General features: G+C 72.7%; 21 protein-coding genes and 1 pseudogene. 20 read left to right on the forward strand and 2 right to left on the reverse strand.

Annotated elements, in window-relative coordinates; all coding sequences use genetic code 11:
• Positions 1–130 precede the first annotated feature (130 nt).
• The 13 genes and pseudogenes from ACLJQM_RS40605 to ACLJQM_RS40665 all read left to right on the forward strand — a co-directional run bounded on the left by ACLJQM_RS40605 (position 131) and on the right by ACLJQM_RS40665 (position 13,979).
• Entirely contained in the window at positions 131–1,600 is a 1,470-nt protein-coding gene (locus ACLJQM_RS40605; protein ID WP_410635655.1) for a hypothetical protein, read from the forward strand.
• A 28-nt stretch (positions 1,601–1,628) separates the two neighbouring features.
• A complete protein-coding gene (locus ACLJQM_RS40610; protein ID WP_410635657.1) occupies positions 1,629–3,467 on the forward strand; it encodes a dynamin family protein in 1,839 nt (612 codons plus the stop codon).
• Positions 3,464–4,939 carry a dynamin family protein gene (locus tag ACLJQM_RS40615; protein ID WP_410635659.1) on the forward strand — a complete coding sequence of 492 codons (1,476 nt, stop codon included), beginning with the start codon at positions 3,464–3,466 and terminating at the stop codon, positions 4,937–4,939. Before ACLJQM_RS40610 ends, ACLJQM_RS40615 begins: the two co-directional genes overlap by 4 nt.
• The gene (locus ACLJQM_RS40620; protein ID WP_410635660.1) at positions 4,936–6,135 is read left to right on the forward strand and encodes a hypothetical protein; all 1,200 of its coding nucleotides are present in this window, start codon (positions 4,936–4,938) and stop codon (positions 6,133–6,135) included. The genes ACLJQM_RS40615 and ACLJQM_RS40620 overlap by 4 nt, the downstream gene beginning before the upstream one ends.
• 1 nt (position 6,136) lies before the next feature.
• Positions 6,137–7,666, forward strand: coding sequence for an Hsp70 family protein (locus tag ACLJQM_RS40625; protein ID WP_410635662.1), 1,530 nt, complete (start codon positions 6,137–6,139; stop codon positions 7,664–7,666).
• 516 nt (positions 7,667–8,182) lie between these two features.
• The gene (locus ACLJQM_RS40630) at positions 8,183–9,361 is read left to right on the forward strand and encodes an MFS transporter (RefSeq protein ID WP_410635663.1); all 1,179 of its coding nucleotides are present in this window, start codon (positions 8,183–8,185) and stop codon (positions 9,359–9,361) included.
• A 9-nt stretch (positions 9,362–9,370) separates the two neighbouring features.
• On the forward strand, positions 9,371–9,709 hold the full coding sequence (gene cutA / locus ACLJQM_RS40635; protein ID WP_410635665.1) for a divalent-cation tolerance protein CutA: 339 nt from the start codon (positions 9,371–9,373) through the stop codon (positions 9,707–9,709).
• Between the two features lie 13 nt (positions 9,710–9,722).
• Positions 9,723–10,421 (forward strand): RraA family protein, encoded by a 699-nt coding sequence (locus ACLJQM_RS40640; RefSeq protein WP_410635666.1) that lies wholly within the window; start codon positions 9,723–9,725, stop codon positions 10,419–10,421.
• Between the two features lie 55 nt (positions 10,422–10,476).
• Positions 10,477–10,941: a DUF6292 family protein gene (locus ACLJQM_RS40645; protein WP_247023008.1), complete on the forward strand. Its 465-nt coding sequence runs from the start codon at positions 10,477–10,479 to the stop codon at positions 10,939–10,941.
• Positions 10,942–11,067: 126 nt separating this feature from the next.
• Positions 11,068–11,657 (forward strand): annotated as a pseudogene (locus ACLJQM_RS40650) (LuxR C-terminal-related transcriptional regulator).
• 72 nt (positions 11,658–11,729) lie between these two features.
• A complete protein-coding gene (locus ACLJQM_RS40655) occupies positions 11,730–12,128 on the forward strand; it encodes an ATP-binding protein (protein ID WP_410635667.1) in 399 nt (132 codons plus the stop codon).
• Between the two features lie 52 nt (positions 12,129–12,180).
• On the forward strand, positions 12,181–13,602 hold the full coding sequence (locus ACLJQM_RS40660) for a PAS domain S-box protein (RefSeq protein WP_410635668.1): 1,422 nt from the start codon (positions 12,181–12,183) through the stop codon (positions 13,600–13,602).
• Positions 13,599–13,979 carry a response regulator transcription factor gene (locus ACLJQM_RS40665; protein WP_360770664.1) on the forward strand — a complete coding sequence of 127 codons (381 nt, stop codon included), beginning with the start codon at positions 13,599–13,601 and terminating at the stop codon, positions 13,977–13,979. Before ACLJQM_RS40660 ends, ACLJQM_RS40665 begins: the two co-directional genes overlap by 4 nt.
• A gap of 4 nt (positions 13,980–13,983) precedes the next feature.
• Here the strand turns inward: ACLJQM_RS40665 and ACLJQM_RS40670 are convergent, their stop codons facing one another.
• The gene (locus ACLJQM_RS40670; protein WP_360770667.1) at positions 13,984–14,367 is read right to left on the reverse strand and encodes an STAS domain-containing protein; all 384 of its coding nucleotides are present in this window, start codon (positions 14,365–14,367) and stop codon (positions 13,984–13,986) included.
• A gap of 233 nt (positions 14,368–14,600) precedes the next feature.
• Here ACLJQM_RS40670 and ACLJQM_RS40675 point away from each other — a divergent pair, with 233 nt between their 5' ends.
• From ACLJQM_RS40675 to ACLJQM_RS40685, 3 genes are all read left to right on the forward strand, one after another.
• On the forward strand, positions 14,601–15,536 hold the full coding sequence (locus tag ACLJQM_RS40675) for an aminoglycoside phosphotransferase family protein (protein ID WP_410635670.1): 936 nt from the start codon (positions 14,601–14,603) through the stop codon (positions 15,534–15,536).
• Positions 15,537–15,603: 67 nt separating this feature from the next.
• On the forward strand, positions 15,604–15,912 hold the full coding sequence (locus ACLJQM_RS40680; protein WP_410635672.1) for a DUF4326 domain-containing protein: 309 nt from the start codon (positions 15,604–15,606) through the stop codon (positions 15,910–15,912).
• Between the two features lie 46 nt (positions 15,913–15,958).
• Positions 15,959–18,526 carry a hypothetical protein gene (locus ACLJQM_RS40685; RefSeq protein ID WP_410635674.1) on the forward strand — a complete coding sequence of 856 codons (2,568 nt, stop codon included), beginning with the start codon at positions 15,959–15,961 and terminating at the stop codon, positions 18,524–18,526.
• Here ACLJQM_RS40685 and ACLJQM_RS40690 read toward each other — a convergent pair.
• A complete protein-coding gene (locus tag ACLJQM_RS40690) occupies positions 18,523–19,968 on the reverse strand; it encodes a phenylacetate--CoA ligase family protein (RefSeq protein WP_410635675.1) in 1,446 nt (481 codons plus the stop codon). The genes ACLJQM_RS40685 and ACLJQM_RS40690 overlap by 4 nt on opposite strands.
• A gap of 39 nt (positions 19,969–20,007) precedes the next feature.
• On the opposite strand from ACLJQM_RS40690, the gene ACLJQM_RS40695 reads away from it, so the two are divergent.
• From ACLJQM_RS40695 to ACLJQM_RS40710, 4 genes are all read left to right on the forward strand, one after another.
• A complete protein-coding gene (locus tag ACLJQM_RS40695) occupies positions 20,008–20,484 on the forward strand; it encodes a MarR family winged helix-turn-helix transcriptional regulator (protein WP_360770678.1) in 477 nt (158 codons plus the stop codon).
• A 1,035-nt stretch (positions 20,485–21,519) separates the two neighbouring features.
• Entirely contained in the window at positions 21,520–22,539 is a 1,020-nt protein-coding gene (locus ACLJQM_RS40700) for a hypothetical protein (RefSeq protein ID WP_410635676.1), read from the forward strand.
• A 99-nt stretch (positions 22,540–22,638) separates the two neighbouring features.
• On the forward strand, positions 22,639–22,944 hold the full coding sequence (locus tag ACLJQM_RS40705) for a DUF1883 domain-containing protein (protein ID WP_247023020.1): 306 nt from the start codon (positions 22,639–22,641) through the stop codon (positions 22,942–22,944).
• Between the two features lie 82 nt (positions 22,945–23,026).
• The gene (locus tag ACLJQM_RS40710; RefSeq protein WP_360770681.1) at positions 23,027–23,503 is read left to right on the forward strand and encodes an MSMEG_6728 family protein; all 477 of its coding nucleotides are present in this window, start codon (positions 23,027–23,029) and stop codon (positions 23,501–23,503) included.
• The last annotated feature ends 41 nt before the right edge of the window (positions 23,504–23,544 follow it).

Genomic DNA, 23,544 nt, shown 5'->3' on the forward strand with positions numbered 1-23,544 from the left:
GTAGCCGGCGGTGCGGGGTCCGGTGAAGCCGAGTAGGCCGCTACTCATGACCGGAGCGGTTCCGGGCCCAAGACTGGATGACAACGGAGGGGCACGGGCTTCACCGATCCGAATGTCAGGAGTGCACACGATGACGACTTCATCGGGCGACGTTTTCCAGAACGAGCAGGGCACCGGGGGCGGCGGTCAGTTCAACGAGCAGGCGTCCACGGGCGGTTCGGGGAACATCTTCCAGAACGAGCAGGGGTCCGGGGGTTCCGGGGGCGACCAGTTCAACGAGCAGGCCTCGACGGGCGGTGGTCGTGGGGACATCTTCCAGAACGAGCAGGGGTCCGGGGGTTCCGGGGGCAACCAGTTCAACGAGCAGGCGTCGACCGGCGGTCGCGGGGACATCTTCCAGAACGAGCAGGGCTCCGGCCGCGGCGGCAACCAGTTCAACGAACAGGCATCAGCCGGCCACCACGGTGATGTGTTCCAGAACGAGCAGGGCTCGGGCGGTCACGGCGGCGGTCAGTTCAACGAGCAGGCCTCCACCGGCGGCGTAGGCGACATCTTCCAGAACGAGCAGGGTTCCGATGGCCACGGTGGGAACCAGTTCAACGAGCAGGCGTCGACCGGCGGTCGCGGGGGCGACATCTTCCAGAACCAGCAAGGCGCGGGCCACGGCGGCAACCAGTTCAACGAGCAGGCCTCGACCGGCGGTCACGGGAGCATCTTCCAGAACGAGCAGGGCTCGGGCGGTCACGGGGGCAACCAGTTCAACGAACAGGCGTCGACGGGTGGCCGTGGGGACATCTTCCAGAACGAGCAGGGTTCCGGTGGGCACGGTGGGAGCCAGTTCAACGAGCAGGCCTCGACGGGTGGCCGTGGGGACATCTTCCAGAACGAGCAGGGCTCGGGCGGTCACGGTGGGAGCCAGTTCAACGAGCAGGCCTCCACGGGCGGTCACGGGAGCATCTTCCAGAACGAGCAGGGCTCGGGTGGGCACGGTGGGAGCCAGTTCAACGAGCAGGCCTCGACGGGTGGCCGTGGGGACATCTTCCAGAACGAGCAGGGCTCGGGCGGTCACGGTGGGAACCAGTTCAACGAGCAGGCCTCGACGGGTGGCCGTGGGGACATCTTCCAGAACGAGCAGGGCTCGGGTGGGCACGGTGGGAACCAGTTCAACGAGCAGGCCTCCACGGGCGGTCACGGGAGCATCTTCCAGAACGAGCAGGGCTCGGGTGGGCACGGTGGGAACCAGTTCAACGAACAGGCCTCCACGGGCGGTCACGGGAGCATCTTCCAGAACGAGCAGGGCTCCGGCGGTCACGGCGGCAACCAGTTCAACGAACAGGCCTCGACCGGCGGCCACGGCGGCAACATCTTCCAGAACCAGCAGGGCTCCGGCCACGGCGGCAACCAGTTCAACGAGCAGGCCTCCACCGGCGGCCACGGCAACATCTTCCAGAACGAGCAGGCCCAGGGCCACCACGGCGGGAACCAGTTCAACGAACAGGCCGCCACCGAGCACCACGACCGCGGCCACGAGGAGCACCACCACGGTGGTCACGACCACGACCACCACGCCGACCACCACCACGACGTCGAGCACTACTGAGCCGGCGCGGTAAGCACGAGGAGCGGTCATGCAGGAGCCGAGTGGCGGGGGGCGCATCGCTCTCGACACCCTCGACCTCGCGGTCAAGGGCGCGACGGCCTACGGGCGGGACGACCTCGTCCGGCGCCTCACCGACGCCCGGCGCCTGCTGTCCGAACCGGACGTCACCGTCTACGTCGTCGGGGAATTCAAGCAGGGCAAGAGTTCGCTCATCAACGCGCTGCTGACCGCCAAGATCTGCCCGGTCGACGACGACATCGCGACCGCGGTGCCGACGGTCGTCCGGTTCGCGCCGGAGTCCGGGGCTCTGGCGACCTACGAGCCGGCCGATCCGTCGTCGCCGCCGTGGACCGAGCGGATCTCCCTCGAAGACCTTCCGTCCCACGTCAGCGAAGCCGGGAATCCCGGCAACCTGCGGAAACTCAAGTCCGTCACCGCGTCGATCAGCCGCCAGCTGCTGTCCGGCGGGCTGGTGCTGGTCGACACCCCCGGCGTCGGCGGCCTCGGCTCGCTGCACAACGCCGTCACGGTCAGCTCGCTCCCGCGGGCGCACGCCGTCCTGTTCCTTTCGGACGCCTCCCAGGAACTCACCGCCGCCGAGCTGCGGTTCCTCCGGACGGTGAAGGAACTCTGCCCGAGCGTCTTCTTCGTCCTCACCAAGATCGACCTCTACCCGCAGTGGCGCCGCATCCTCGACCTCAACGCCGGCCACCTCGCGGCGTGCGGCATCAGCATCGACACCGTCGCCGTCTCCTCGGAGCTGCGCACCGTCGCCGCCCGCTCGGCCGATCAGGAGCTGAACGTCGAGTCCGGCTTCCCGCAGCTGGTCAAGTGCCTGCAGGGCGTGGTCGGGGACGCCGAGCGGTCGGCGCTCAACGCCGTCGGCCTGCACGTCGGGTCCGCGGTCGGGCAGCTGCACGCCACCCTGCGCGCCCGCCGCACCGCGCTCGCGCACCCCGAGCAGTCCGCCGCGCTCGTCGCGGAGCTCGGGCGCGTCAACGACCGCGTCGACGCGCTGCGCAGCCAGTCCGCCAAGTGGCAGCAGCTCCTCTTCGACGGCTTCGCCGACATTTCGTCCGATGTGGACTACGACCTGCGCGCCCGCTCTCGCGGGGTGTTGCACGAAGCCGAAGAGGCCATCGAGGACGGTGACCCGGCCAAGAACTGGGCCGAGTTCGAGAAGTGGCTGCGGCAGCGCCTGGCGAACGAGACGCTCGAGAACTACGCGACCTTCGTCAAACACGCCAGGATACTGGCCGGCCGCGTCGCCGACCACTTCGAGCTCGCCGAGTCCCAAGCCGTGCTGCCGCGTGAGATCCAGGCGCCGGTCCGGGTGGTCGAGGAGATCGACATCGACGCGTCCTTCACCGGCGTCAAGACCCGCGGTACCACCGGGATGGCCGCGTTCCAGAAGGCCTACAGCGGCTTCCTGATGTTCTCCATGCTCACGAAGATGGCCGCGCTGGCCATCCCGACGCCGTTCGGGGTGGCGGCCGGCCTGCTCATGGGCCGCTCCGGCTTCCTCGACGAACGCAAGCGGCAGCTGGAAAAACGCCGCGGCCTGGCCAAGACGGCGGTGCGCCGGTTCGTCGACGAGTTCAACCTCCAGGTCGGCAAGGATTCCCGCGACGCGATGCGGACCGTCCAAAGAGAACTCCGCGACGCCTACAGCGCGCGCGTCGAAGAACTCCAGCGGTCCCTCACCGAAGCGCTGGCGAACGCGAAGAAGGCCGTCGTCGACGTCGACACCGAAGCGGCCGAGCTCAAGCGGCTCGAAGCCGACATCGAAGCCCTCGAGGTGCTCGGCCGGCGCGCCGAGGAGCTCACCGTCCGCAGCGCGCCCAAGCCCAAGGCGGTGGCCAGATGATCCCCCTCTACCTCCAGGTCCGCGGGTTCGTCGCCCGCGCGTGCGCCGGTTACGCGGGTACGCCCGCCGAACCGCAGCTGCGGCAGATCGCCGGCCGGCTCGCCGAACCGCTGCGGGTCGCGATCGCCGGGCGCGTTAAGGCCGGCAAGTCCACCCTGCTCAACGCGCTCGTCGGGCAGGAGCTCGCGGCGACCGACGCGGGGGAGTGCACCCGGGTCGTCACCTGGTACCGCAACGGCCCGACCTACCGGATCGTGCTGCACCCCGTCCGCGGGATGCCGCGCCAGCTGCCCTTCGGCCGGCTGTCCGGCACCCTCGGCCTCGAACTCGGCATGGCGCCCGACGACGTGGACCGGCTCGTCGTCGATTGGCCGTCGCCCGCACTGCGCGCGATGACGCTGATCGACACGCCCGGGCTGGGATCGGCCCGCGCGGAGGTCTCCGGGCGCACCGAAGCCGCGCTCGTCCCCGAGGGCGACGGCGTGGGCACCGCGGACGCCGTGGTGTACCTGATGCGCCACGTGCACGGCGACGACGTCCGCTTCCTCGACGCCTTCCACGACGACCCGGCCCAGCGGCGCCCGGTGAACACCATCGGCGTCCTGGCGCGGGCCGACGAGGTCGGGCACGCCCGGCCCGACGCGCTCGATTCGGCGGCGAAGATCGCCGCCCGCTACGCCCGCGACTCGCGCGTGCGCGGGCTCTGCCAGACGGTGGTCCCGGTGGCCGGCCTGCTGGCCAGCTCCGCCGCGACGCTCAAGGAGTCCGAGTTCCGCGCGTTCCGGCGGCTCGCGGCCGCGCCGGAGGCCGAAGTGGCGCGGCTGCTGACCTCGGCCGACCGGTTCGCCGCGGCTGAGTCCGATGTGGACGTCCCGCCGGCCGAACGCGCCGAGCTCCTCGCCCGCTACGGCCTGTTCGGCGCGCGGCTGGCGGTCGAGCTGGTCCGCGACGAGCTGGTGACGGGCGCGCGGGCGTTGTCGGGCGAGCTGCTGGCCCGCAGCGGTCTGCACCGCCTCCGATCGCTGCTGACGACGCAGTTCGCCGCGCGGGCCGACGTGCTCAAGGCGCGGTCGGCGCTGCAGGCGGCGGAACACGTGCTGCGCGCCTACCCGGACCGCACCGGCGGCCTGCTGCACGAATGGGAGCGGATCGTCGCCGGGGCGCACGAGTTCGCCGAGATCCAGCTGATCGACTCGATCCGGCTCGGCGTCGTGCTGTTCACCACCGACGAGGCCCGCGACGCGGAACGCCTGCTCGGCGCGACCGGCGTGGACGTGCCGAGCCGGCTGGGGCTGCCGGGGGACGCGGGCCGCACCGCGATCCGGCAGGCGCTCGGCGCGCAGCTGCTGAGGTGGCAGCGGCGCGCCGAGCACCCCGCCTCCCCGCGCGACGTCCGCGACGCGGCACGCGTGCTCGTCCGCACGTGCGAAGGAATCCTGCTCAGCGAAGCCAGGGCGGAGGTCTTGTCGTGACCGACCAGCCGAAGGGCAAGATCAGGAAGGCCGTCACGGCCGCCGCCGGCGCCGTCGCGTCGGAAGTGGTCGGGAACGCGCTCACCTCCGGTGCTCCGCAGCCGCCCCCGCCACCCGCGTCGCAGCCCGTCGCCGCGGAGACCGCGCACGACGTCCCCGCCCACGAGTACGTCCCCGAGGTGGAGACCAGCACGGTCACCCGCGGCGAGGACGGCCACGTCGAAGCGCGGACCGGAACCGTCTGGCACCCGGAAACCGCCGACGGCGTGCCGCTGGCGGACCTGCCCACCGTCGAGGAGTTCGAGCAGATCGAGGTCCACGAGGACGAGTTCGGCAACTTCGTCATCGACGCGACCGAGCGGTTCGTGGTGCACAACCACGGCCGCGACGAGGTCTACACCGACCACCAGCACCTCGTCGTGCCCGGCGACGGGACTCCCGGGGACACGGACATCGACGTCGTCCAGGACGCCGGCATCGTGATCCACGAGAACCCGGACGGCTCGATCACCGTCGAGCACGAGGGTTCGCTGAGCTACGAGCTCACCCCCGACGCGCCGGGGCACGGCGACATCGAGGTGTTCCAGGAGGAGACCGTCGTCCTTGACGAAGCCGGGACCGGGCCGCCCGGGATCGAGGTCGGGATCACCGTGGAGGAGCAGGCGAAAGCCGACGACCCGTTCGGCGAGCCGGCCGGGCCGGCCATCCACCAGACCGAGGTGGTCACGGACAAGGGACGCGGGGTCACGGTGACCGCGCAGGTCACCGCACCGGCGCCCACACTGCCCGGGACACCGCCCACGCCGGTCGTGACGTTCGCCAGGACGCCGTCCACAGTGGACGCCGCGCCGGCGGCCGCCGAGACCACGCTGGCGGCCTCGGTCTCCCTTGCGGAGCACCCGGTCCCGCGGCACAGCTTCGCCGCCGAACGCGAACCGGCGCACCACGACGCCGGCGAAGTCACGGGCGGTCACGCGCACCCCGCGGCGGCGGAGCACCCGTTCGAGCCGCCGCGGCACTCCGACCCGGATCCCGTGCCGGTGGCGGAGGAGCCGCCCGGCCCGCCGCCGGTGGAGCTGCCCGTGCGGCACGAGGACCAGGCACACGAAGACCACTTGCACGAAGACCACCCGGGTGAACCGGTTCCTGATGAACACGTGGTCCTCGACCACGCGCACGCTGACGGCGGAGGCTGAAATGGGCTACGGACTGGGCATCGACCTCGGCACGACCTTCACGGCCGCCGCCGTCGACCGGGCCGGCCACGTCGAAATGGTGTCACTCGGCGACCGCACGGCGGCCATCCCGTCGGTGGTGCTGCTGCGGCCCGACGGCAGCGTGCTGGTCGGCGACGCGGCGAGCCGGCGCGCGGCGGTCGAACCCGACCGCGTGACGCGGGAGTTCAAGCGGCGCCTGGGCGATCCGACGCCGGTGCTGCTCGGTGGCGCGCCGCACTCGGTGGCGTCGCTGATGGCGCACCTGCTCGGGTACGTGGTCCGGACGGTCGCCGGCCAGCAGGGCGGTCGTCCGGACCGGATCACGCTGACGCACCCGGCGAACTGGGGACCGTACAAGCGGGAATTGTTCGCGCAGGTCCCGAAGCTGACCGGGATCGACCACGTCGGCCTGATCACCGAGCCCGAAGCCGCGGCGGCGCACTACGCGGCCCAGGAGCGGCTCGAGGAGGGTGCCGTCGTCGCGGTGTACGACCTCGGCGGTGGCACGTTCGACGCGACGGTGCTGCGGAAGCGCAACGGGGGTTTCGAAATCCTCGGCACGCCCGAAGGCATCGAGGGCCTGGGCGGGGTCGACTTCGACGAAGCGGTGTTCGGCCACGTCGACCGGGCGCTGGAGGGCCGGCTGTCGCAGATCGACCCGGACGACCCGGGCGCGGTGGCGGCGGTTGTGCGGCTGCGGCAGGAATGCGTGCTGGCGAAGGAAGCCCTGTCGGCGGACACGGAAGTGGCTGTTCCGGTGCTGCTGCCGTCGGTGCAGACGGAGGTCCGCCTGACCCGCGGCGAGTTCGAGGAGATGATCCGCCCGTCCATCACGGCGACGCTGGGTTCGCTGCACCGCGCACTGCGTTCGGCGAACCTGCGCCCGGCCGACCTCGGCACGGTCCTGCTGGTCGGCGGCTCGTCCCGGATCCCGTTGGTGTCCCAGCTGGTTTCGGCGGAGCTCGGCCGCCCGACGGCGGTGGACATCCACCCGAAGTACGGCGTCGCCCTGGGCGCGGCGGCCCTGGCTTCGGGCCGGTCGGCCGTGGTCCAGCCCCCGGTCCCGGCGCCCGTAGTCCCTTTGCCCCGCGAGGAAACTCGTGCGATGGCCGTGCCGGAGTTCGGCGCGGGCGCACCGCCGCCGGCGCTGGGACGCGGGAAGCCCGCCGGCCCCGGCCGCCGAGCCTCCCGCCGCGGCGTGGTGGTGGGCCTGTGCGCGGTAGCGGTGGTGGCGATCGGCGGGGTCGCGGTGGCGGTCAGCAGTTCGGGCGGCGGCCCGTCGGGAAGCACCCCACCACCGTCGACCAGCCCGGCGAGCGACACGGCGTCGCTGGTGACGCTGCCACCCGCGGAGACCCCACAGACGACGCACGCGACGGCAGCGCCGCCACACACGAACCCGGCGGCCACGACGCGCCGGAAGACCCCGCCGAGGACGACCACGCCGACCAAGACGACGACGCCGACGACCACCACGACTCCGACAACGACGGCGACCCCGACAACCTGAGCCCACCCGCCCCGCGGCTTGGCTGCGGCGACCCGGCAGGCGGGCTCGCACGCAGGGGCACGTACGCACGCAGGCGGGCAGGCAGGCACGCAGGCACGGCAGGCGCGCAGGGCGATCCGCAGCCAACGCCGGGCCTGGCCGGTGTCAGGCCCGGCGCCGGGCTTGGCGGCTTGCTGCGTGTGGCCCGCACCGGTGTCTTGGTTGTGGCGATCGGATCGCGGCGGCCGGCCGGGTGGCCCGCCGTCGGCGCTGGGCCTGGCGATTTGCTGCGTGCGGCCCGGACCGGTGCCTTGTGGCGATCGAAGCGCGGCGGCCGGCGGGGCGGTCCGCCGTCGGCGCTGGGCCTGGCGATTTGCTGCGTGCGGCCCGCATCGGTGCCTTGTGGCGATCGGATCGCGGCGGCCCGGCCGGACAACCCGCCGCCTCCAGTCGGGGCTTTGCGACCTTGCCCAGCCTTCCCCCGCCCAGGATGTGAGAGATTTTCCAGCCCATGGAGTGAAGTCCCGCATCCCGCCGTTGACCAGCACCTCTCGCCACCCGCAACTGGACCGGGTGATCTTCCTCCGGTCCGCCCCGCCGCGACCCTCCACCGCGGCCGGGCAGCTCGCGCTCCTCGCCACCGTGCAGGTCTGCGCCATGAGCGTCTGGTTCTCCGCCTCCGCCGTCGTCCCCGCGCTGCGTGCCGAATGGGGGCTCTCGCGCGAGCACACCATCCTGCTGACCGCCGCCGTCCAAGTCGGGTTCGCCGGTGGCGCCGTCGTCTCCGCCGCACTGAACCTCGCCGACCGGATCCCTCCTCACACGCTCGTCGCGGCCGGTGCGGTGCTCGCCGCGCTCGCCACCGCCGTCCTGCCGTGGAGTGCGCACGGGCTCGTCGTCCCCCTCCGGTTCGCCACCGGCTTCGCGCTGGCCGGGGTCTACCCGGTCGGCATGAAGGTCGTCGTGTCGTGGTTCCCCCGGAAGCGCGGGCTCGCGTTGGGTGCACTCCTCGCCGCCCTGACCGTCGGCTCGGCGCTGCCGAACCTCCTCGCACCGCTCGACTGGCGGGCCGTCCTCCTCTGCGCCGCCGCGCTGGCGACGATCGGCGCTGCCGTGTCGGCCCTCTTCGTCCGCGAGGGCCCGGATCGAGCGCCCTCACCGCCGTGGCGCCCGCGGTACCTGCTGCGGATGGTGGCCGACCGGCGGCAACGGCTGGTGTGCCTCGGCTACTTCGGGCACATGTGGGAGCTCTACGCGCTGTGGGCGTGGCTGCCCGCCTACCTCGCCGCGACCGGGAGGCCCAGCGGGGTGACCGCCTTCGTCGTCATCGGCGTCTGCGGAGCGGCCGGGTGCCTGCTCGGCGGCGCGCTCTCGGACCGGTGCGGCCGGGCGGTCGTCGCGATGGGGGCCATGGTCGTCAGCGCCGGCTGCGCCGTGCTCTCCGCCGCCATCGCCGGGACCGTCCTCCTGCTGGTCTGGGGCGTCGCCGTGATCGCCGACTCCGGGCAGTTCTCCGCCGCGCTCGCCGAGACCGCCGATCCGCGGTACGTCGGGACCGCGCTCACCGCCATGACGGCGTTCGGGTTCCTGCTCAGCGCCGGCACGATCCAGCTGCTGCCGCTCCTGGCCGACGCCGTCGGGTGGCGGGCCGCCGTGCCCGTGCTCGCGGTCGGGCCCGCGCTCGGTGCCGCCGCGATGCGGCGCCTGCGCCGGTAACCTCGCGGCATGGCGGCGGAGCACGTGATCGTGACGTCCACGACGGACTCGGAAGCGGCGGCGCGGGAACTCGCCACCCAGGCGGTGGCGGGACGGCTGGGGGCGTGCGCCCAGGTCGTCGGCCCGATCACCAGCGTCTACCGCTGGGAAGGAGCCGTGCAAACGGATCAGGAATGGCGCGTCGAGATCAAGACGACCGCCGCCCTCGTCCCCGCGCTGACCGAACGCCTGCGACAACTGCACGGCTACGACCTGCCGGAGGTAGTCGCCACGCCGATCGTCGGCGGCAGCGCCGAATACCTCGCCTGGCTGACCGCCGAAACCCGTGGCCAGGACCCGGGTTCCTGACTAAAGTCAGGGAATGGAACTGAGCCGGCGCTTCGCGACGCTGACCACCGCCCACCTCGCCGACGCCTGCATCCGCGCCGGGCTGCCGGTGCGCTGCGCCCCGGCGGCGACGCGCGCGGTGGTGCCCGGCGGCCGCCTGTTCGGGCCGGCCGTCCCGGCCCGGCACGTCGGCAGCGTCGACGTCTTCCTGGAAGCCTTCGAGACCGCTGCGGACGGCGGTGTGCTGGTCGTCGACAACGGCGGCCGCCTCGACGAGGCCTGCGTCGGTGACCTCGTCGTGCTCGAGGCCCGCGCCGCCGGGTTGTCCGGGGTGCTGATCTGGGGCCTGCACCGCGACACCGCGGACATCCGGGCCATCGGGCTCCCGGTGTTCAGCCTCGGGTCCCTCCCGACCGGCCCGCTCAACCTCGGCCCGCGCGTCGACGGCGGGCTGGCCGAAGCGATCGTCGGGACCTGGCGGATCGGGCCGTCGGACCTCGTGCTGGGTGACGACGACGGCGTCCTGTTCGTCCCGCTCGACCGCGCCGAGGAGCTGTTCGCGCTCGCCGAGGCGATCCGCGACACCGAACGCCGCCAGGCCGACCGGATCCGGGGTGGCGAGCCGCTGCGGGAGCAGGTGCGCTTCGCCGAATTCCTCGCCGCGCGGGAAGCGGATCCGGGCCTGACGTTCCGCGCGCACCTGCGGGCCGTCGGCGGTGCGATCGAAGAGTGACCACGAAAGTGTGATCGTTCACCCGACGGGGTAACCCGGGCCGGGAGGCGGGACCATGAACGCGCTCATCGGCTTCGGCAAGGACATCGAATACCACTTCGCGCGCGGGTTGCGGACCTACCTGGCCCGGGTCGCCCGCGCCGTCGGCGTCGGGTTCGAGTCGTGTTCGCTCGACCTCGACGTGCCCAGCTCCGGGTACGTCGCCCTCGACCGCACGCTCCCGGACCTGCCCGCGCACGACCTGGCCCTGATCTGGGACGAGGTGCACGGCTGGGCGGCGGAGATCGAACCCGCGAGCGGTGGCACCGGGAAGGTGCTCGGCTACCTCGGCGGCGCCGACGTCGTGCCGCCGCCGCGTGCGGTCGCCGGGTTCCTCGAAGCGCTACGGGTCGCCGGGCCACCCGCAGCCGCGTTCCCGCCGCCGGTGTTCCGGCGGGCCGGGCACCACGAGGACCTCGTCGACCGGCTGCCGGTCACCGGCCCGGAAGGACTGCTGCGGCCGAGCTCCGCTACTTGGTGATCACAGGACGCGACCGCCCCGGGCACCTAGGATGAGGCGGCCGAACCCCGTCCCCCCCCCGGAAGGAAGCCCGTGACCGCCGATGCGCCCCACCCCGTCCGCGTCCTCCTCGTGGAGGACCACGACATGGTGGCGGAGGCGTTGCAGCAGGCCCTCGACCGCGCCGACGGGATCACCGTCGTCGGCCGCGCCCGCTCTCGGACGGAGGCACTGGCGGACGCCCGCGAGCACCACCCGGACGTCGTGCTGCTGGACCGGCGCCTGTCCGACGGCGACGCGCTCGGCGTCATCGCCGACCTCGCGGCCGGCGGTGCCCGCGTCCTGGTGCTGACCGGCGACGCGACGCCGGCGATCGCCGCTCAGGTGGCGAAGGCGGGCGGTGCCGGGCTGCTGTTCAAGTCGTCGCAGCTGGGCGTGCTGGAGTCCGCCGTCCGGGACGTGGCCGCCGGCGCCGTGGTCTTCGAGCCGGCCTGCTGCCCGGTGTCTTCGACCGGCTCACCGGCCGCGTCCCCGCGGTCGGCACGGCCCTGACCGCGCGTGAGCGCGAAACCCTCGACCTGCTCGCCGAAGGCGCGACCACCGACGAGATCGCCCTGCGGCTCGGCGTGTCCCGCAACACCACCCGCAACCACGTCCAGCGCGTGCTGGAAAAGCTCGGGGCGCGCTCGAAGCTCGAAGCCGTCGCCGTGGCCCGCCGGGAAGGGCTCATCGGCTGATGCAGCTGCACTAACCGCGGAGGACGGGTTTGCATCTCGTGCGGGCCCGCGCGGTCGACGAGGCTGGAGGGCGTGGACGTCCATGCCCCCCTCACCGCGGAGTGCGCCGTGACCGGCTCGGCGGGCGGACTGGCCCTCGTGCGCCGGTTCACCCGGCTGACGCTGCGCGCGTGGGCGAGCGGCACCGCCGTCGACGACGCGCAGCTGCTCGTCACCGAGCTCGTGACCAACGCGCTGTGCCACGGCGTCGGCCGCCCGCTCCTGCGGCTGGCGCTGGCCGGCGGGCAGCTCCGCATCGAGGTCTTCGACGACGATCCGGCGCCACCCGTGCGCCGGCCAGCGGGTGCGAACGGCGGCTGGGGCCTCACCCTCGTCGAGCGGCTCTCCTCCGCGTGGGGGACCGCGCGCCACGGCCGCGGGAAGGTCGTCTGGTGCGCGCTGCCAGCGGCTTCGGCCGAACTCGCCGGGTGAGCGCCGCGGGCCGCGCCGTGCCGGGCGGGCGGCGATCCGGCAGAGTTGCGGCATGGACGACGACCGGTTCCGCTTGCTGGTGCAGGGGGTGCTCGACTACGCGATCTTCATGCTGGACCCGCAGGGGCGGATTTCGAGCTGGAACGCCGGCGCCGAGCGGATCAAGGGCTACCGGGCGGACGAGATCATCGGGCAGCACTTTTCGGTGTTCTACCCCGCCGAAGACGTGGCCGCCGGAAAACCGGCCAAGGAGCTGGAGGTCGCGGCCGCGGAGGGGCGGCTGGAGGACGAGGGGTGGCGGATCCGCGAGGACGGCACCCGGTTCTGGGCGAACGTGGTGATCACAGCGCTGTACGACGATCGGGGTGAATTGAAGGGTTTCGGGAAGGTCACCCGCGACGTGTCGGACCGCCGGGCGGCCGAAGTCGCCCTGCGGGAAAGCGAAGAACGGTTCCGCCTGCTCGTGCAGAGCGTGGTCGACTACGCGATTTTCGTGCTGGACCCGCAGGGGCGGATTTCGAGCTGGAACGCCGGCGCCGAGCGGATCAAGGGCTACCGGGTGGAGGAGATCATCGGGCAGCACTTTTCGGTGTTCTACCCCGCCGAAGACGTGGCCGCCGGAAAACCGGCCTGGGAACTGGAGGTGGCGGCCGCGGAGGGGCGGCTCGAAGACGAGGGGTGGCGGGTCCGCAAGGACGGCACCCGGTTCTGGGCCAACGTGGTGATCACCGCGCTGCTGGACGACCGGGGCCGGCTGCAGGGCTTCGGCAAGGTCACCCGCGACATGACCGAGCGCCGCAACGCCGAGCAGGCCCTGCGGGACCGCGGCCGGCTGGTCGGGCACCTCGTGGAGGCCCAGGAGGTGGAGCGGCGCCGGATCGCCTGGGACGTCCACGACGAGTCGATCCAGTCCATGGTCGCCGTCGGCATGCGCCTGCAGCTGCTCGCTTCCCGGCTGCCGGAACCGGCCGCGGCCGCCGTCGGCGGGCTCGACGAGTCCGTGCAGGCCGCCATCGCCCGGCTGCGCGGCCTGGTGTCCCGGCTGCGGCCACCCGAGCTCGACCACCACGGGCTCGTCGAAGCGATCTCGGCCTACGTCGAGGAGGTCGCGGGCCGGTGGGAACTGGCGCACTCGGTGCGCGACGAGCTCACCGACGAGCCGTCCCCGGAAGCGGCGACCACCGCCTACCGGATCTGCCAGGAAGCGCTCAGCAACGTCCACAAGCACGCCCGGGCCACCCGGATCGACGTCACGCTGTCCACAGTGGACAACGGAACCCGGTTGCGGATCGCCGACGACGGGATCGGCGCGGCCGCGGGCGAGGCGGGCTCGGGGCACTTCGGGCTGGTCGAGATGCACGAACGGGCCGAGGCGGCGCACGGCTGGCTTTCGGTGACGAGCACGCCCGGACAGGGCACGACCGTGGAGTGCTGGTTGCCGAAGCTGCCCGACGTGACGGGACTCGAACCATGACCGAGCTGCGGGTGCTGATCTCCGACGACGACGTGATGATCCGCGACGTCCTGAAGGAGGTCCTCGAGGAGGAGCCCGACATCGCCGTGGTGGCGGTGGCGGCCGACGCCGACGAGGCGATCCGGCTCGCCGAGCGGCACCGGCCCGCGGTCGCCGTCCTCGACGTCCGGATGCCCGGCGGGGGCGGCGCGCGGGCGGCGCGGGAGATCGCCCGGTGCAGCCCGGGCACGGCGATCCTGGCGTTCTCCGCCTACGCCGACCGGGCTTCGATCGCGGGACTCGCGGCGGCCGGCGTCACGGAGTACCTGGTGAAGGGCGCGCCCAACACGGCGATCGTCGAGGCCGTCCGGCGGCTGGGCCGTCCGCCGTCGGCTTGAGCGGTCACGGCCGGACGTTCGCCGCGACGCTGTCGAAGTCCGTCGGGAGCAGCGTGAACAACCGCCGCACGGCGCGCGACGGCCCCGCTTCGACGCTGAGGCGCGCGCCGGTCGCGTCGGCGAGCAGCTGAGCCCGCAGCAGGGAGTTCAGGCCGGCGACGGAGAAGAACGTGACCCCGGAGAGGTCGATGACGACCTCTTCGACCGGCACGTGGACGCGGGACTGGAGGACTTCGTCCAATTTCCGCGCGGTGCCGAGGTCGACTTCGCCGGACACCTCGACGAAGACGGTGCGCGCGGCGGGGTGGCGCACGCGCACGGACATGTGGCCGCCGACCGTCAACCGGCCGACGAGCTCGTGGTCGGCCGAGCGTGGTTCGGGAACCATCGCGGCACACCCTTTCCTCGGGCAGCGGGGGCGAACCGGACGTTCGGGACGGGATGCCAAAGGCAGCCTGCCGGCCCGGAGCGCGGGAACGTCCGGCAGCGGCTGACGGCTCAACCGTGAACCCCCAGCATAGTGCATCTGCACTAGACGGGCCACCAGGCATAAACCGGTGGACAGCGTGGTCGTCACGCGGTGTGATGGGCCGCGACCGACCGCCGACGTGGGGGAGTGCCTTGGGCACGGGTGACCTGTCTTCCGGTGAAGCCACCATCACGCTGCCGGTCGTCCGGCAGCTGATCGACACGCAGTTCCCGCGGTGGGCGCACCTCCCGCTCGAGCCGGCGCCGTCGCAGGGCGTGGACAACGCGACCTACCGGCTCGGCCCGGAGCTGTCCGTGCGGCTGCCGCGGTACGCGCGCTGGACCGGGCAGGTGGCGCGGGAACAGGAGTGGCTGCCGAAGCTGGCGCCGCACCTGCCGCTGCCGGTCCCGGTTCCGCTCGCCGAAGGAAAACCGGGAGCGGGCTACCCGTTCCCGTGGTCGGTCCTGCGCTGGCTGCCCGGCGACGCGGTCGACCCGGAGACCGGCACGGCGGGCGAGCTGGCGGGGTTCTTCGCCGCGCTGCAGCGGATCGACGCCACCGGCGGCCCGCAACCCCAGTGGAGCAACGGTTTCCGCGGGGTGGCCATGACCGACGAGCGCGACTCGGCGATCGCCCCCGCCCGCCTCGCCCCGCGGATCGAGGCCCTGGCGGGACTGATCGACCTCGACGCGGTGGCGGCGGTCTGGGAAGCGGCCCGCGCGGCACCGCCGTGGGCCGGCCCGCCGGTGTGGATCCACGGCGACCCGGCCCCGGGCAACCTGCTGGCCCGCGAAGGCCGGGTGAGCGCGGTGATCGACTTCGGCACGCTCGCGGTCGGCGACCCGGCGTGCGACCTGATCGTCGCGTGGTCGGTGCTGTCCGCGGCGGAACGACGGGAGTTCCGCGCGGAGCTGGACATCGACGAAGCCACGTGGGCCCGCGGCCGCGGCTGGGGGCTGACCGCGGTGCTGCCCACCCGCGCGGAGCTGACCGGCCCCACCGCGGCCCGGGCCCGGCGCCGGCTGGACGAGCTGGTGGCGGATCATCGGATGCCGGCGGTCCGGCATCGCGCGTCCGAGGTCCGGTGACCACGGCCCGGCTGCCGAACCACCGGCGACGTGCGAGACCAGCCGCGAAGCCACCCAGGGAGGTCGCATGCCCACCACGGTCGTCAACCTGAAGGGGCACCGGGACGATCCGGAGTACGCCGACGTCGTCTACGTCGGGCGGGCCATGCACCGCGGCGGCTGGCACCTCGAAGGCTCGAAGCTCGCCAGTCCCTTCCGGCCCGGTCCGGACGGCTCGCGCGAAGACGTCGTCGCCCAGTACCGCGAGCACCTGCTGTCGCGGCCGGATCTGTTCGCCCTGCTGCCCGGGCTCCGCGGCTGCCGCCTCGGGTGCTGGTGCGTCCCCGAACCGTGTCACGCCCAGGTCATCGCCGAACTCGCGGATCACGGGGGGTAACGAAACGCACCCCCTCCGCGAGTAACCTGACACGAGGGGGTGATCGATGGTGTCCGCGCGGCGGCACGGGGGCTTCGACGAGGCCGAACTGCCCGAGACCCACCGGATCAGGTGGTGGCTGGCGGCCGGGGCGGCGGGGCTCGTCGCCGCCGGGTTCGCCGTCGTGCCGTACCTGCCGTTCTTCCAGACCTGGACCTTCGTCCGCGACCCGAAGGTCGCGAGCGTTATCACCTGGACCGTCCTGCAGACCTCCGTCGTGCTCGTCTCCGTCGTGCTGACGCTGTACTTCGTCGGCAAAGCGCGGCTCGAAGCCGCCGCCTACCGGGCCAACCAGATCGACATCCGGCTCTTCGCCGACGAACGGCCCGAAGGCAGCCACGACCGCGAGATCGACTCCGCCGTCGAACTGACCGCCACCTTCAAGCGGTTCCTCAACGATTCGCGCCTCTACACGCCGACCCCGGTGCCGGGCGTCGGCAGCTCGTACGACTTCATCCAGATCGTCGAGCACGCCGGCGACTCCGCCGACGGCTGGTGGAAGGCCGCGACGAAGCTGATCCGGCTCGCGCAGCCACCCGCCGCGTTCACCGTCAGCGGCACCATCCGGCCGGGCAACACGAGCGGCCGCTACCAGCTCATCCTCGAGCTCGTCCGCGTCCCGCGCTTCGCCGCGAGCCCGCTCGTCATCGAGGACGAGAACTGGGCGCGCGTGCTGCACCGCGCGGCGAACGCCGTGGCCGCGCTGGTCATCCCGCGCAGCGCGTACGTCCGCACGAACATCCACTGGGTCGCCTGGCGGGACGCGAAGATCCCCTACGAACTCTTCGACGCCTACCAGCGCGCCAACCACTTCATCACCTACCGCCGCTACGACGAAGCCCTCGCCGAGTACTACCGCGCGGTCAGCCTCGATCCGGCGAACGTCTACATCAGACTCGAGATCGCCGCGCTCCAGGAGCAGCTCGACCTCCACCTCGACGCGCTCGCCACGTACGACGACGTCATCACCGTCTGCAGCCGGGGCCACCCGACGCTGGCCCGCTGGTGGATCGGCCCCGACTTCGCGCGCCAGCCCCGGGGCGACACTCGCGGCCGCGAAGTCGCCCTGCTCATCGCCCGCTACCGGCACGCGCTCGTGCTCGGGCACGGCGATTCCGTGGCCGGCTCCTGGTGGGTGCGGCGCACCACCGCGGGCGTCCCGGGTGACGCGCGGGCGCAGCGCCGCACCGAACTGCGGGCCGCGATCGAGCTGCGCTTCCGCCGCTACGTCGACCTCGACGTCCGGACGCAGCGGTACGCGATCCCGCGCGAGAAGCGGCTGGCGCTGCACCGGCGCGTGCTGCGCGTGCCCGTCGAGGAGCTCGTCGTCCAGGAGGCGACCCCGGCACAGCTGGCCGAGTACAACCAGCGCGCCGCGGAAATGCGGTCCTACCTGGGCGCGCTCTCGCAGTACGAAATCGAACGGCTCGTCGAGGACTACCGCCGGTTCGGCAGGCGCTGGCGCCGCAGCTGGCAGCAGCTGACCAACCGCGCGCTCGACCTGTCCCTGGTGTGGGCGGTGCTGCGCCGGGCGATGGCGGACATCGAGCCGGTCACCGGCGCCGTCCCCGAACCGCAGCCCGCCTACCCCGGCAGCCGCGTCCGGCTGGCCGACGTCTGCCCGGACCGGCGCTGGCCGCCGGACCCGCGGGCGCTCGACGCCACCGTCGAGGCCGCCGGGCCGCGCAGTTCGTGGGAGGAGTGCTACAACGCGGCGAGCGTGTACGCCGTCGCGATGCTCGAAGTCGGCCCCCGCGGCGAACGCGACCTGCGCGACCGCGCCCGGAATCCCCGCCTGGAAGGCGAAGCGCGCGACGAAGTGGCCCGGCGCGCGGTGCGCGAGCTCTACCAGGCGGCGACGATCAGCCACAGCGGGCGGCTCCCCGAGCGCCGTTCGTGGGTGATGGGGGAGGACCCCGACCTCGCCGCGCTGCGGGGGCACGAACTGTTCCGCGTCTTCGAGATGGTCACCTTCTCCCCGGACCGCGCCGCGCCGCTGCGCCCGCAACGCGCCCACGTGTGGGAGCAGGTCAGCTACGTCCGGCAGCTGGTCGCCGAGATCGCGGGCTGCCGCGCGCACTTCTGGCGGACGCGGCCCGAGGAGCCGGCACCGGACAGCCGGACCGTCGACCGCCGGCGCGCCGCGGACCGCGACGCCTGGCGGAAGCTGACCGCGCTGGCCACCGGGAAGCAGGACTGGTACACGCGCTACCAGGCGATCTGCGCGTTCCGCGAGTGGTCGGCCGAGTCCGGCTACCCCGGGTCGATCTCGGGTTTCCCGCTCTACAGCGAGGAACGCCTGCACGCCCAGCTGCGCGGCGCGGCGGGCCGGCGCGGGAAGACCGGGCTGGACGCGAACGTCGTCGTCCGCGAATACGTGCGCCTGTGCGACCAGCGCCTCGACCAGCTGGTCGCCGACATCGCGGAACTCGAGCACACTTTGGTCGCGGAGAACGACTACGCCGCGCGTGCCCAGCTGTGGGCGGCGCTGTGCTCGTGGTTCGACGACGACATCGCCGACGGTTCGTCCGCCGGCGAGCGGCGTGAGCGGTTCCGCAAGCTCGCGCGGCCCTAGGACGGCCGCGTGTAGCGGTGCTTCACCCCGACCGGGAAGTACTCGGGATCCCCGGCCGGGCGCAGCACGACGTCGGGCAGCTGCCGCTCCGCCGGGACGTAGTGCGCGAACTCGCTGTTGAGCCGGACCAGTTGCGCGCGCACGGATTCCGCGATCCGGCCCGCGTCGGCGCTCGCGCCCGGCGCCGTCTCGACGGTGATCCGCAGCCGCCGGTCGCGGTCGGCGTCCTCGACCGACTCGATGACGAACTTGCCGGTGACGGTGTCGCTGATGCCCGGCTGCTCCAGGCCGACCGTGACGTTCTCCGGGTAGACGTTCGCGCCGAAGAACGACACCGTGAACAGCGAGCGGCCGAACACGTACACGAACGGCAGCTCCGGCCCGGGTGGCGGCGTGAAGCCGTGGCGCGCGCAGTAGGCGAGCAGCTCGGCGTGCGGCAGGACCCCGCCGTCGTCGGCGATGTGGTAGCGGATCAGCGGGATCCCGCCGTCCGCGCTGAAGACGAGCGTGCCGTCGTGCACCTCGAAGAACCGGCTCGCCGGGTCGTACTGCACGAGGGTGGGGAGCCGGGCGTCGCCGAAGACGTCGCGGGCGAGGTCCGGGTGGCCGGCGAAGAAGCGGCGGATGGCCACGGACACCGGTGTTTCGGTGCCCAGCACACCCGCGTCCGCCGTGCCGTAGAGCGAGGCGATGTCGGTGACGGGGTCGGCGACGCCGGCGCGCCGGGCGACGAGGTCGCGCCACTGCTCGCTGAAGACCTCGCCGGCGAGGACGAGCTTGATCGCGTAGGCGGGCCAGTCGACGCCTTCGGCCAGGCCGGTGTCGACGACGTCCTTGACGAACGGCGGGTAGCCGAGGAGAACGACCTGCTCGAAGTGCGGCGCGAGCTCGGGGAGCACGCGCAGGATTTCGGCCTTGTTGTTGCCGGGCGCGACGACGGTGACCGGACAGCCCTTGGCGGCGAGGTGCCGCACGCACGCCGTGGTGAAGAGGCCGCCGACCCAGGTCCCGAGCGGGAAGCAGACGACGGCGAGGGTCTTCTTGCGGTCGGCGTGGAAACCGTCGACGAGCACCTGTTCGAAGCGGCGGGCGACGTGCAGTTCGTCTTCGAGCGCGCGCGGCCAGATGGTGGGGTGGCCGCTGGAGCCGGAGGAGACGGCGATCATGTCGTTGCCGTCGAAGGTCCCGCCGCGGCACAGCTCGGGCAGCGGGTACTTCCGGTGGTAGCCCGCCTTGTCGACGAGCGGGAGAGTCTTGAAGGCGGCCATCGTTGTGACGGCTTCGGGTGCGATGCCGTGTTCTTCCAGGAACTTCCGGTACGCGGGCACGGTTTCGGCGGTGCGGCGGAAGAGCTCGAGGACGTGCGGCCCGGCGGCCGGTTCCGGGGGCGCGAAGAAGGTGTCGAACGCCTGCCGCACGCGGGTCTGCCGACCGAGGTCCATGATCGGAGCATAGCGGCCGGTGCGTGTCATGATGAGCGCGTGAGCACCTCCGCGGAGCAGCACCCCGCCGGCGCGCCGTTGACCCTCTACCTGGTCAAACGGCTCGAATTGGTGATCAGGGCGCTGCTCGACGACGCGCTGCGCCCGCTGGGGCTCACGACGCTGCAGTACACGGCGCTGACCGTGCTGCAGGCGAGCGGCCCGCTGTCGTCGGCGCAGCTGGCCCGCCGCTCGTTCCTGCGGCCGCAGACAATGCACGAGATGGTGCTGGCGCTGGAGAAGCGCGGGCTGATCGCGCGGACCCCGAAGGCGGGCAACAAGCGCGTCCTGCTGGCCGGCCTGACGGACGCGGGCCAGTCCCTGCTGGCCGGCTGCGCCCCCGCGGTCGGCGAGGTGGAGCACGCGCTGCTGGCCGACCTCAGTCCCGGTCAGCGTGCGACGTTCCGCGAGGGGCTGCAGCACGGGGTGACGGCGCTGGGAGCGCTGTCGGACGTCCGTCGCTCTCAGGAAAGCTGATTCGGTTTCGGACGCACATCTTTGTGGCGACCGGACGATCGCTGAGGGCCGAGTGGAGTCTTCACTCAGGCTTGCTGACACTTCCGGATTAGTCCGGACGAGTGGAAGCGACAAGCGGCGCGTAGCACGGGTGTGATGCGGAACGTTGAAGGGTACGTCCCATGCCAGCGCATTCGCATCTGGAGGTTCGCCGACGTGACCCGGGCTCACGACGTGGCCGGCGCCGCCTCGGTAGCCACGCGCCGGCTACTGCTGGTGGCCGGCACGGCTGTGGGCTTGTGGCTGATCCTGTGGCTGACTTCGGGCGACGCTTCAGCGGCGACGCCGGGTGCTTCGGCGGGGGATGGCCCGGGTGGGCTCGGGGCGGTCACGCAGGTGGTGCGTGCGGCGGCGCGGGATGCGCATTTGCCCGCTCCACTTCCGGCGGCGAAGGTCGTGCCCGACTCGGTGGCGCGGACCGCGCGCCCAGCCGCTCCGGCGGCGCACCTCTCGCGCTCAGCGGGACCGGCCTCACAGGCCGCGCCCCTGGCTGGCCCGGCGGTTCCGCCGGTGGTCGAGGCGGCGGCGAAGGTTGTGCGCGCGCCCGAGGCTGGCGCGCAGGTCACCCGCTCGGCAGGGTCGGTGGCTGGCGGCGTGGTTTCGTCGGTGGTCGAGCGCGCAGGGCAGCCCGCTCGCTCGGCGGGGTCCGCGGCTGCCTCGGTGGTTGAGCCGGGGCCGCGGGGTGCCCGGTCGGCGGGGCCTGTGGCTTCCTCATTGGTTGAGCCAGGGGCGCAGGCTGCCGGCTCGGCTGGTCCGGTGGCTGCCGGTGTGGTTTTGCCAGCGGCGCACGTTGCTCGCTCAGCCGGGTCGGTGGCCGCCGGTGTGGTTTCGCCGGGGGCGCACGTTGCCCGCTCGGCCGGTTCGGTGACTGCCGGTGTGGTTGTGCCGGTGGCTGCGCAGGGAGCGCGGGCTGCCCGCTCGGCTGGGTCGGTGTCTGCTGGTGCGGTTTCGCCAGTGGTTGAGCCGGGGGCGCAGGCTGCACGCTCAGCCGGGTCGGTGGCCGCCGGTGTTGTTTCGCCGGTGGTTGCCCAGGCTGTGCGCTCGGCCGAGCCGCTGGTCGAGCTCACTGGGCAGGCCGCTCGTGCCGCGGAGCCGGTGGCCGCCGCGGTGGTTTCGGTGGTCGGGCCCGTATCCCAGGCCGCCCGCGCTGCCGAGCCGGTGGCCGCTCTGGGGACTGCGCCGGTGGTGCGGTCCGTTGAGGCTGTCACCAAGCCCGTCACACCCGTGCTCGAGCCGATAGCGCGGGTCGTGCGCTCCGCCGAGCCGATTACCAATGCGGCTGCTGCTGTGGTCGGACCCGTTGCCTCGATCGCCGGGCCGGTGACGAGTGCCGTCAAGCCGGTCGGCGAGACCGCAGGTGCCGTCGCGGGGACCTTGCTCGACCCGGTGACCGATGTCGTGCAAGTCGTGGCGAGGCCGGTGACCTCCACCGTCGGTGCCGTGGTGAAGCCCGTCGTGCGCGTGGTCGGGCCGGTGCTGTCGCCCGTGACCAGGACCGCCACCAAAGTTCTCGCGCCGGTGACCGATGTCGTGCAGCCGGTGGTGAACACCGTCGAGCCGATCGTCGCTCCCGTGACCGGCACCGCCGGGAACGGCGGTGAATCGCGGCCCAGGCCCGTGCCCGATGTCGTCGAGCCGCCCGTGTTGCAGGGGAAGTTCACACCGCCGTCGCGGAAAGCCGTTCTCCCAGTGCCCGCGAACGTGACCACGTCTGAACACAGCCGGCTGTACGACGCGGAAATCCAGCGGCCGGGGCAAAAGGCGCACCGGGCACGTCCGGCGCACCAGCCGGACCGGACGTCCCAAGCCGGCCGGGGACCCGCGAAGAACCCGCCCGCGCCGATGGTTCCCGGGGCGCCGGTGCCGTCCGATCTCGCCGGTAGTGGCGGCAGTTCCATTCCGCCCGCGTTCCTGACCTCACACCACGGGACCCGCGACCTGCGGCCCGTTGCGCGGGTGTCCGAGGACTTCGTGCCGCTCTTCCGGCCCTGCGAACCGGGCACCGGTCCCGGCTAGGCCCGTCTCGATCTTCCGCTCCGTCGCGATTCGCGGCGCGATCCGCGCTGCCCGCGACCAGAACTCGAACCGACCAACCACGCGTGGAAGAGGGACGTAATGGAAGCGAACGTGTTCGACCTCGGGAAAGTGCGAAGAGACGCGGTGGTCACCGTCCGCCTGGACGCGATGGCCAACGTCAGGCTCCTGACGGAGGTCAACTTCCAGGCATACCGGCGCCGGCAGTACTACCGGATGCACGGCGGGGTGGCCACCGCACCGATGTTCAAGATCCACATCCCCGCCAACGCCCACTGGTTCCTGGTGCTCGACGTCGAGGGGCTGGAAAACCTGCCCTTGCGCCCGCGGGTGAGCGTCGAGCCGGAACCGGCCGCCGCGGCCAAGGGACGCACGGACCGCCGGTGATCCGGTCCCTCCGCGGCCCCCGGACCCCGGGCCGCGGAGGGATCCACGTGTGGGCGCCCGGCGGCGGGGTAACCCGCGTCCGATGCAGACGTTCCTGCCTTGCGCCGACTTCACGGCCAGCGCCCGCACACTCGACCGGCGCCGGCTCGGCAAACAGCGCGTCGAAGCACTCCAGGTGCTGCGCGCGCTGGTAGTGCCGGGTTACGGCTGGCGCCACCACCCCGCGGCCAAGATGTGGACCGGCTACGAAGAAGCCCTGACCCGCTACGGCTTCGAGGTCTGCGCGGTGTGGCGCGCGCTGGGTGCGGCCGACACGTGCGCGGTGAAGCTCGCCGACGAGTACACGCGATCCCTCGGCGGCACCACGATCCGCACGCAGGCCGAGCTCGCGGCCGCCGGCGAGCTGCCGCCTTGGCTGGGCGACGACGCGGTGCACCGCAGCCACCAGTCCGCACTGGTGCGCAAGGACCCGGACCACTACGGCGCGCAGTTCCCGGACGTGGAGGCGGACTTGCCGTACGTGTGGCCGCCTTCGGACCGCCCCGCGCGCACCGCCTGAGGTCGCGCGCGGCCCGGATGAAGCTGCCCGGCGTTGCCGAA

Origin of the sequence: Amycolatopsis sp. cmx-4-83, from assembly GCF_046548815.1 — a bacterium.
In the GTDB taxonomy this organism is placed as follows: Bacteria; Actinomycetota; Actinomycetes; order Mycobacteriales; family Pseudonocardiaceae; genus Amycolatopsis; species Amycolatopsis pretoriensis_A.